Source organism: Candidatus Thermoplasmatota archaeon (genome assembly GCA_034660695.1).
Lineage (GTDB): Archaea > Thermoplasmatota > E2 > UBA202 > DSCA01 > JAYEJS01.
Genome location: JAYEJS010000071.1, coordinates 1 through 8982, shown reverse-complemented (window position 1 = coordinate 8982; position 8982 = coordinate 1). Strand labels below are relative to the sequence as shown.

Below are 8982 nucleotides of genomic sequence, written 5' to 3'. Positions count from 1 at the left end.
GCCACATCGTGGCATAAAAGTAGCCACTAGAAAAAAATTGAATCTTAAGAGAAAAAAATAGCGACCGCCTCCTTAATTCTGGAGTTTTTTGAGCTTTCCACATCAAATTTTTTTCTGGAACTTCCGTCTTAAGGGAGAATTCGAAAACTTCGATGTCACTGAATGGAACAGGAACCTGTACTGGGGATGGCTTTACACACTGAAAGCGTTGCTGAAAGATTTCCAGGAGGGTTATCCAAGCTTTATGCAAACCAAGGCATGGCTTGATAAAGAACTGCAGACAGCCCTTGCTTCATGGACGGAACTCAGGCATGATACGATACTGTATGCAAAACAAAGTTACACCCCAAAGTTTACGAGCGTACCTCCTATCCCTCCTCACGGCTATGTTGAGCCCTTACCGGAGTTTTATGTCAGATTGAGGGCATTGACCAATATGACGTATGAAGGTTTGTCTCACCTGAATGTTTTAAATCAATCTGAAAAAAGCAGGCTTGAAAATCTCCAGCATTCGCTTAACAGGCTTATCGATATTTCCAAGAAGGAACTTGAGGGTAAAGAGTTAAGCGATGGGGACTATGCCTTCATTGATAATTTTGGAGAAAGTCTGGACAGTATTGTATTAGGAGTTGGAGAGGGAAAGGAAACCACAATTATTGCAGATGTGCATATCGATACAAATACTAACAGATGCCTGGAAGAAGGAGTTGGCCATGTCGATCTCATCCTGGTAGCATATAAACTGCCAGATGGAAACATTATCCTTGGGGCCGGTCCTGTATTCAGTTATTATGAATTCAAGCAGCCAATGAGCGAGCGGCTTACAGACGAGGAATGGAAGAACATGCTTGAGACAAAAGAACCTGACAGACCTCAATGGATGACGTCATTCATGGCTTCAGAGTAAAAGGTCGATTGCCGGTTTGTGCGTATACCAATTTCGACGTGTACGAAGTTCCCCGAAGGGGAATTTGGGTGAGCGAAGCGAACCGCATACACCGTATTATACAAAGTCTCTGTTTCCTATAGTTTCGTTCTCCCAAACAGAGTAATCAACTCTATCATTATTAACCAATTCGTGAATTGGCTTTGGTCCAAATCTCAAACTATAGTAAATGACTTAAACATTTTCAGCATACCATCATTTCATGGGACGGGATGCAGAAGAAATACAATTTATTGAAAGGTTGTTAAAACAGGAGAAGAATCCAAACGTGAGGGATAGACTAAGAGGGATATTACTCCTGAAGAAAAACTATAAACCTGGTGAAGTTGCAGAGATTCTGGGAGTAACTGAACGAACCTTGTACAACTGGAAGAAACAGTATAAACAAAGTGGATATAACGGTCTGAAAACAAAACCAATACCGGGGAGAAATACCATACTTGATGAAGAGGATATGAAGAAACTCAAAGAACTCCTACAAATGAGGGATTATTGGGCCTCTAAGGAAGTACGAGAGCTGATAAAGAATGAGTTTGACATCGTATTTACCCCAAGGCACATCCCAAGGATCTTGAGGAAACTAGGGATGACTTATCAGAAGCCTTACGTGAATGATTATCGACGACCAGAAGATGCTGAGGATATTTTAAAAAAAACTTGAGAGCACGTCTCTGGACAACACCATAATAGGGTTTGGTGATGGTTCCTGTCAGTACACCAATGTAAACACATCACGGGTATGGTCTTTTGGGAAAACACGGATAAAGAAAAACACAAGTAAAAGTGAACAAGTGAAATCACTTGGGTTCTATACCTTGAATGGACAGAGCGTCTACAGTGCAAAAGAATCCCATAAGAAGGAAGATATCGCTGATTTTCTGTATGAAATCCGAGGAAAGAACCCTGAGAAGACCATTGTTCTCATCTGGAATAATGCCAAAGCGCATTGGAGCCGGCTGGTGAGAAGAACCGCACAACTGCTCGATATCATCCTTGTCTTTCTCCCACCGTATTCTCCAGATCTTAATCCGATTGAGTACGTTTGGAAAAGCATCAAAAAAGAACTCTCCAGTATGTTTTTGATGTGTAAAGAAGAGGTACGAGAAGCCGTAGAACGCTTATTCTACAAATTTTCCTCATCATTGAGTTTTGCAAAAGCATGGATACGGAAATTCCTGAAACCATTGAAAATCTCATTGGAATGAAATTCTTTCGGTCAAAGACTATATACCCATGCACTCTTTTTGGCAATACTCTTTTTATATTCTCAACCGATATGATGAAAAGATGAATTGTTCTTTCATCAGCAATTGAAACAACTTGGGCAAATAGAGGTATCATATCAAATTGACGGGAAAATGTCTCCAACTTTTCAATATCATTGTAGGAAATACTGACCATTCGGCTTTCATTTGAATCTTCACGGAATAATCTGAATTTAACTGAAATCGCATACCTTCTTCTATTCTTTTCAGCTATTAAATCAGCCCCCACATGGTCTACGTATGCTACTTCATATCCTTTTCGGTTTAGTGTATATGTTACAAGTCCCTCCCCAAAGTCTCCTAATTGTTTGGGAGAACGTGTTTGCTTAGCCATGTTTATTCCTCTGAATAGAGATTTCATATAACGGCTGGCGGATATGTGAAGTTTCCCGAAGGAAAATTTGGGTGAACGAGTGCAACGAAGTGAACCGCATATCCGCTTGTTAGGCGACCCGAACGGAGCGATAGCGGAGTGAGAGTGCAACGAGGCAAGCGACTGAAAGGAGCGCTGAGTTATCGAGTGTTGGGTTAATCGGATTAAGATAATATGGAATAAATTTTGGTAGACGCTAGGAAATATTTTTAGTGCTAGTGAACCAAAACATAGGAGTGAATATATAAATTATATTATAACCTTCTTATTATCGTATGGTTTTTATCTATTGCAGATATCTTTCAGGTCAGTTATACAACCTTTTTTGAACCTGCTTTGTTTATCCTCTTCAATTTTGGATACCTCATCTAGAATAACTTTTTTTGATGATCTTTCAGATATCTTGGCAATTTCTGAAAGGAGAAGGAAGATAGCCAACGTCTTTTTGTCTTTATCTTCTTCCTTTAATCTTTCTATCAAATTCTTTAGATAATTTTCTCTTCCATCCTTACTTAATTTGGCACAAGTATGTGCTATCAAACTAGGAAAATATTTCTGTTGAAGATCATTCATCCTTATATTCTTTAATCCAAATTCTTTGAGAAAATCATTAAAGATAGAAATTTTATCAGGATCTTCTAAAATATCAAAGGACAAACTAAGAATTGTTTCACCAAATTGGCTATAGGGTATATCCTGGTAACTGTATCCTCTTAAGGTCGAATCACTAATTTCTGATAACACAAACATTTCAAAAGATAAGAGTTGGGTTACTTCTTCCTGAGTGAAGTTTTCTAATTCATAGTTATTCATTAATTCGTTAAAACTTTGGAGTATTTGGATTAAGTGCCTATCTTTATTAATTGTGAAGTTCACCTCGAAAAAATAGGTTAGCTTGAGACAAATCAAAATATATTGTACATATCTTGAAACCGAGCTATCTTCAGGAAGTATTACTTCAGAAAAACCATCATTAATTTTCTTGAGTATTTGGTCTACTTTTTTCTCATAGTCTATTTGGTATGTTTCTTCCCCACCCTCGCTTTCTTCTTCATCTAAATCTTCTTTAGTTTCAATATCCTTTGGGATACCGACCTCTATCACTTTCCTTCTGGATCCAGTTCGAATGAATTTTTCCAATAGAGAAAATATGTCTTCCCCATGATGTGTAGAGGGCAGTCTTGCAGGAGAAGGAACATATTCTCTTATTCCTTTTTCCCCTTCTCTTATACTTTTCTTTTCCTCTTGGCCAAACAAAGAATACAAAATACTTAATATATCAGGGAGATTGTCCATTTTCCAAATTAGTTTGTTTATTTTATCGGGCTTATTCCGATATTGTGGAAGTGTATCTAGCTTTGATAATGCATAAAACACCCTACACTTATTGGAAATTCTCTTACCTTTATCTACAAACCATATTTCTTTAGGCAAGCTTTCTTCCTCAGCACTTATTTTAATTACTCCGTAACTGCGGGAGTTTATTCTCAATTCTTTTTCATTTCCGTCGAATGTTTTCCCAAAGACCGTGCACTCTTTTTTGGCGTCACTGTTAATATGAATCTGGTTTGTTATCCTATCTAAATAGGCAAAAGTAATTGTGCTTTCTGTTCCAATAGTTCTTTCTCCGCCAAGAAAACTTGAGATGGTTGGCTTAATGTCTTTAGGACTGAGTTCGGATAGGATGCAATCTGAAAATAATTTATCCACATCTCTTACATTTTTTATTAGAACACAGCTCTCAAAGTTCCCATTTGAATACTCTGATGATAACGCTGATTTTGTAAAGTTGGGGCTGCCTATCATCAAACAATTTTTTTCTCCTTGAAAAACCATAATTTTAGAATGTAACCTTCTTTTTTCCCGAAATTTTATTTCGTTGAAAGATATGTTTTTCATGTCGCTAAGTTCTGCAGGATTCAGATTGTGATGGTCACGGTCTATGGTTATTGATACTTTATTGATATCAATTTGATTCGTTATTTTTTCAATTAATTCTTTGGTTTTGGAAAAATAGGGCGCTATTACTGTAAATTGCTCAAACTTCATGTCATTTATCTCGTTGATCATCTGATCTAGCAGCGATTTTTTCAAATTGTTGAGAATTTTTATGTCACCAGCCTCTTCAATTTCTGCTCCCTCGGTAAACGACCTAATCTTCTGTAAGAGGAAATTATCCTCATCCTTAATGACTTCTTCTAAAAGATCCTGTATTTGGCTTAATATCATTTGGCAGAGTGGTTTTTCTTCAATCTTTACTGTTGTTTCTAGATTGTAAGCTATTCCAGATAAAGTTAGATTATGACTTCCAACATAGGCTACCGGTTTTTTTTCTGAATAAAACAGAAATATCTTAGGATGGAAAAAGGCACCTGATTTGATAGGTAAAAGAATGTAATCTTTGCCGGTGATATCAGTACACTCTTCAAGGATATCTGAATATATTTTGTAATCTACGAATACAATAATAGTAGCATCTGGATTCTTCTTTTTCAATATTTTATAAATCGAGTTATCAAAGAACAATGGATCAAATGTGAAGGTAAGAAATACGATTAATTCTGAGTCTTTCACTTTCCGAATTTCATCTAATAGGTTTAGCCCACCTTCGATAGCCATAATTTACCATCCTCGCTTAAGGTATATTTTTCATCGTAATCTATCAATCTCATATCATATAGCAAATCAACAACATTAGTCCACTTAGATTCTGCATAAGAACCAAAATCATAAAGTCGATCATAAAAAAATAGTTTATTTTCTTCTACTGTGAAAAGCCAAGCTCTAGTATTGTCATAAAGAAGTTTTCTGGCTGCAGCATATCGATGGCAGTTTATTACAGTAGAAAATATCATTCTCAAAATTTCTTTGATAGATTTTCCGTCGGTTTGTTTGTAAAGGGTTTTAGGACCTGCCTCAAGATTTACGTTTTCGATAAGACTTTTCTGTTCGTCATTGAAATCTCTATATCTTCTTTTCAGCAGGAGGAATAATATGAATATATCAGCAAAAACCCTGTTTTTATCATTTGCCTCTCTAAAATCATAAAAAATATTTCTTTCATTGATCGGCTCCTCCAATGACGTGTTGAAATTATTTATTTTTGCCATGATTTTTTTGGGTTTTATCTCTTCAATTTTGAAATCTGAGAATAATTCATCAATATTTTTTTCAATCTCTTCAAAATCTAAAGAGTCTAAAACTTCGTCAAGAGTTGCACCTTGGGGTTTAGTTTGTAGAACTTCTAAAATGTAGGCAAAAATATATTCAAGAATATCCATGAAATAAAGATTGTGAACATAAACTTCTAACTGATTTTTTATCCTCCTTACACCTGAGTAATCTATCTTTCGAATTTCTTTATTTCTTTTGACTTCTCCGAAATAAAAACCATCCCTAATAGATTGTAGCAATTCTCTTCTATCTGGCTGTGCTTCATTAATTATTTTCATTATTATAAAAAGAGTCAATCGCCTCAATCTATTATTCTTATTAACATCCTTTTGTACGTCCTCTTTCCCTTTCATAAATCTATTGTATCTATCCCCATCAAAAACGATATTATTACCAAACCCCTCTTGCTTAGTAAATCCAAAAAAGATTTTCCTCCAGAGATTTATTTCTTCTTCACTTTCTCTAACCTGGCAAGCGCAGTGATTGATTAATTGAGATAGTTTTGCCTTTTCGAATTTTCCTTCAATAAATATGTTTTCGTGGGGTTGAGCAAATTTGTCATACACTTGTGCAATCTTTTCCCCAACATCAGAGAACTTTATGCTTTCATCATCTCTCCAAAATATATGAAGTGCAGCAAGTGATCCGGCGTAATAATAGTTACCGTAACCCTGTTTATTGTTTCGTCCAAAATGGGTTAGCTGGGTAATATCAATGAAATTATTTTCCTCTAAAAAAGTTTCTCCGTCTTGCCTGTTTCTAATTCCCCTAGGATAATCGCTCTTTCCAAGATGATGATGGGCACAGGCAAGAGTAAATACCTTCTCCATGTTAAGGATGGTTGAAGGTTGAAGATTTTTATTTTTAATTTTATTCCATGCCCATGTTAGAAAGGTGTAATATCTAAGTCTTTCAGTCTGAGTAATGATACCTTTCAGAAATTCATCTTCTACGAATTTGAAACCCGATAGAGCAAGAGGGTCAATTATACGATTGAGCGTCACTTTTTGAGTCCAAAATACTTGTGTGTTTTCATTGATCGATATCATTTATATCCACCACATAAATCATATTATTTATATGTTATTTCTTTATCAAACCCAACACTTGATAATTTCGTCTAACTTCGGTATATCCGACATCAATGTCGTATATCCACCTAAATTGGTATTATATCTGAAACTTACTTCGTATGTACCTCCCTTTAGCTGACTGCTAATTTTCATTTCTTTCAACCCCATTTTCAATAAACGATTTCTTCATTATTAAATCTAACGGGCTTTTGTTTTCCCGATTTTTTCATTTTCTTCCCTCCTTATTACAACTGGCTTCCGGCTGAAAATCATATGATTACATCGGGAGTGTTGTCGTGCCTTTCGGAATAACCAGAATTCTGGCATCCTGGCCTTTCAGCTGTAAAGCCTCTTTTATAGCATTGTCGACACTTTCAAAAACATTCATTCTGAATACTTTCTCAAGCATGTTTTTGTCCATATCAGATATAATGAAAAAGTTTGCTTTATCCATGGCTTTCACATGATAATACGCCTTATGCCCTCCCGGAACAAACTCCCTGCTCAATTCACGTTGCATTTCCTCTCCTGTTTTATATTTCTTCATCCATTCGTAATACGGCTCGGAGCCGTGACCGTTGGGGCATCGGGCGGCAAGTATTATAATTCCGTTTTCTTTAACCACATTCAATGCAAGATGTATTGCCTTATATGCCTGGTATAAATTTATGTCATGGGGGGCACCATCCGCAGCTGTGACAACAATATCCGCTTTCTCTTTAACCCTAACCTTATACATTTTATCGACCAGAGCAGCTCCTTTCCTAAGCACCATATCAAAGTCTCCTGCAAACGCGCCAACTATCTCATGGTCAGCATTCTGAACAATGTTAAGGCAAAAATGGGGCAATGCGAGACGAGCACCTTCAGTCATATTTTCATACATCGGGTTTCCGTCAAGCATGCCGGGTCTTGACATCGGATGGAAAAAATTCTGTGTGTAATTGTGCTGTATCGTCGAATAATGGCTCACGCCCGGAAGCACGCTCTTCCGCCCGCCGCCGTAGCCGGCAAAATAGTGTATTTCGACATCACCGAGCAAAATTCGCAAATCAGCCTCAAGAAAGGCATTCTTTACCTTTATATCCGTTCCTCTTGACGTCCTTCCGACAGAGGTGAAATCGTCACCCTTACAGTTGTTGCTCACATAATGCAACTTCTCTGCATATCTTTCGCCCAGCAATCTTTTTGCTTCCTCGTGTTTTACCTCACGGTGAGTGCCCGTCGCAAATATAACGGTAATGTCGTCTCTTTTTATGCCGCTTTCATATAACTCATTCAAAACATGGGGCATCATTTTCCAGGTCGGGCATGGCCTCGTGTTGTCATCAACGGCTATTGCAACTTTCATTCCTTTTCTGGCAATTTCCTTCAGTTGATGGCTGCCCATCGGATTGCCAAGCGCCCTTTTTATGTAATCAGGCGAATCCATCTCCGGCTTGACCTCATTTGGATAAATAATATCGATTAAGTTTTCATCCGGAACGTTAGCTTCCAGAAAATTATCCCCATATGGCAACTTAATTCTCATGAGCGGTTATTATTGAGCATGTATATGAAATTTGTTGGTATCCTGACTTCCCACATTTTAAGCACATGTTATGATCGATAATTGCTGTCCGATTCTTCTAAATGCCTGTTTTTCTCCTTAGAACTTCTTCATTTTTTCATGCTGGCGATAGCAATCCACATGTAATGATATGTGTTTACAATATAAGCACATACGATTCTTACAGAAATTACAAAGAAACAGAAGGGGATTTTGGAAAAGCTAAATTTATGTGCTTAAAAATACGGAAGTTAGGTTCGAAGCATTCATCTTTTATTTTTTTCATGTTATCACCTCAAATCTCCTCACCAGCGGAATAATATGCCACCTACCTCGTTCATATATGCAATACTTCGTATATCCTTCTGTTTTGGCATTATATCCGAATTTAATATTCTCTCAACCGTTTTTGTATTGGACCTTGCGCATGTGTAATACATTATCCCTCCTAAAGCTTTTTTGTTTTGGAAAATACGAATGCTTTGAAAAACCCCCACCGTATTCATCATTTTTTCGTAGCGGCCTATAATACATCGGTTTACCGATAACTTTATATATATAAATATATATTAAGTTATTGAGATGATGCAAATGAGAAAGAT

The 8982-nt window shown here is 36.8% G+C and carries 6 protein-coding genes; 2 read left to right on the top strand and 4 right to left on the bottom strand.

The window, feature by feature from the left end; genetic code table 11:
- The first annotated feature begins 88 nt into the window (after window positions 1-88).
- Window positions 89-907: a DUF3160 domain-containing protein gene (locus U9O96_03375; GenBank protein MEA2054147.1), complete on the top strand. Its 819-nt coding sequence runs from the start codon at window positions 89-91 to the stop codon at window positions 905-907.
- 241 nt (window positions 908-1148) lie between these two features.
- Window positions 1149-1607, top strand: coding sequence for a helix-turn-helix domain-containing protein (locus tag U9O96_03370; GenBank protein ID MEA2054146.1), 459 nt, complete (start codon window positions 1149-1151; stop codon window positions 1605-1607).
- 392 nt (window positions 1608-1999) lie between these two features.
- On the opposite strand, the gene U9O96_03365 is transcribed toward U9O96_03370, so the two are convergent.
- From U9O96_03365 to larA, 4 genes are all read right to left on the bottom strand, one after another.
- Window positions 2000-2545 carry a hypothetical protein gene (locus U9O96_03365; protein ID MEA2054145.1) on the bottom strand — a complete coding sequence of 182 codons (546 nt, stop codon included), beginning with the start codon at window positions 2543-2545 and terminating at the stop codon, window positions 2000-2002.
- Window positions 2546-2866: 321 nt separating this feature from the next.
- Window positions 2867-5203 carry a phospholipase D-like domain-containing protein gene (locus tag U9O96_03360; GenBank protein ID MEA2054144.1) on the bottom strand — a complete coding sequence of 779 codons (2337 nt, stop codon included), beginning with the start codon at window positions 5201-5203 and terminating at the stop codon, window positions 2867-2869.
- Entirely contained in the window at window positions 5182-6807 is a 1626-nt protein-coding gene (locus U9O96_03355) for a hypothetical protein (protein MEA2054143.1), read from the bottom strand. Before U9O96_03355 ends, U9O96_03360 begins: the two co-directional genes overlap by 22 nt.
- Before the next feature lie 301 nt (window positions 6808-7108).
- Window positions 7109-8362: a nickel-dependent lactate racemase gene (larA, locus tag U9O96_03350; GenBank protein ID MEA2054142.1), complete on the bottom strand. Its 1254-nt coding sequence runs from the start codon at window positions 8360-8362 to the stop codon at window positions 7109-7111.
- Window positions 8363-8982 lie beyond the last annotated feature (620 nt).

Coding starts and splice junctions, on each gene's coding strand:
- U9O96_03370 (MEA2054146.1), top strand. CDS start 1,149: ATGGGACGGGATGCAGAAGAAATACAATTTATTGAAAGGTTGTTAAAA.
- U9O96_03365 (MEA2054145.1), bottom strand. CDS start 2,545: ATGGCTAAGCAAACACGTTCTCCCAAACAATTAGGAGACTTTGGGGAG.
- U9O96_03355 (MEA2054143.1), bottom strand. CDS start 6,807: ATGATATCGATCAATGAAAACACACAAGTATTTTGGACTCAAAAAGTG.
- larA (MEA2054142.1), bottom strand. CDS start 8,362: ATGAGAATTAAGTTGCCATATGGGGATAATTTTCTGGAAGCTAACGTT.
- U9O96_03360 (MEA2054144.1), bottom strand. CDS start 5,203: ATGGCTATCGAAGGTGGGCTAAACCTATTAGATGAAATTCGGAAAGTG.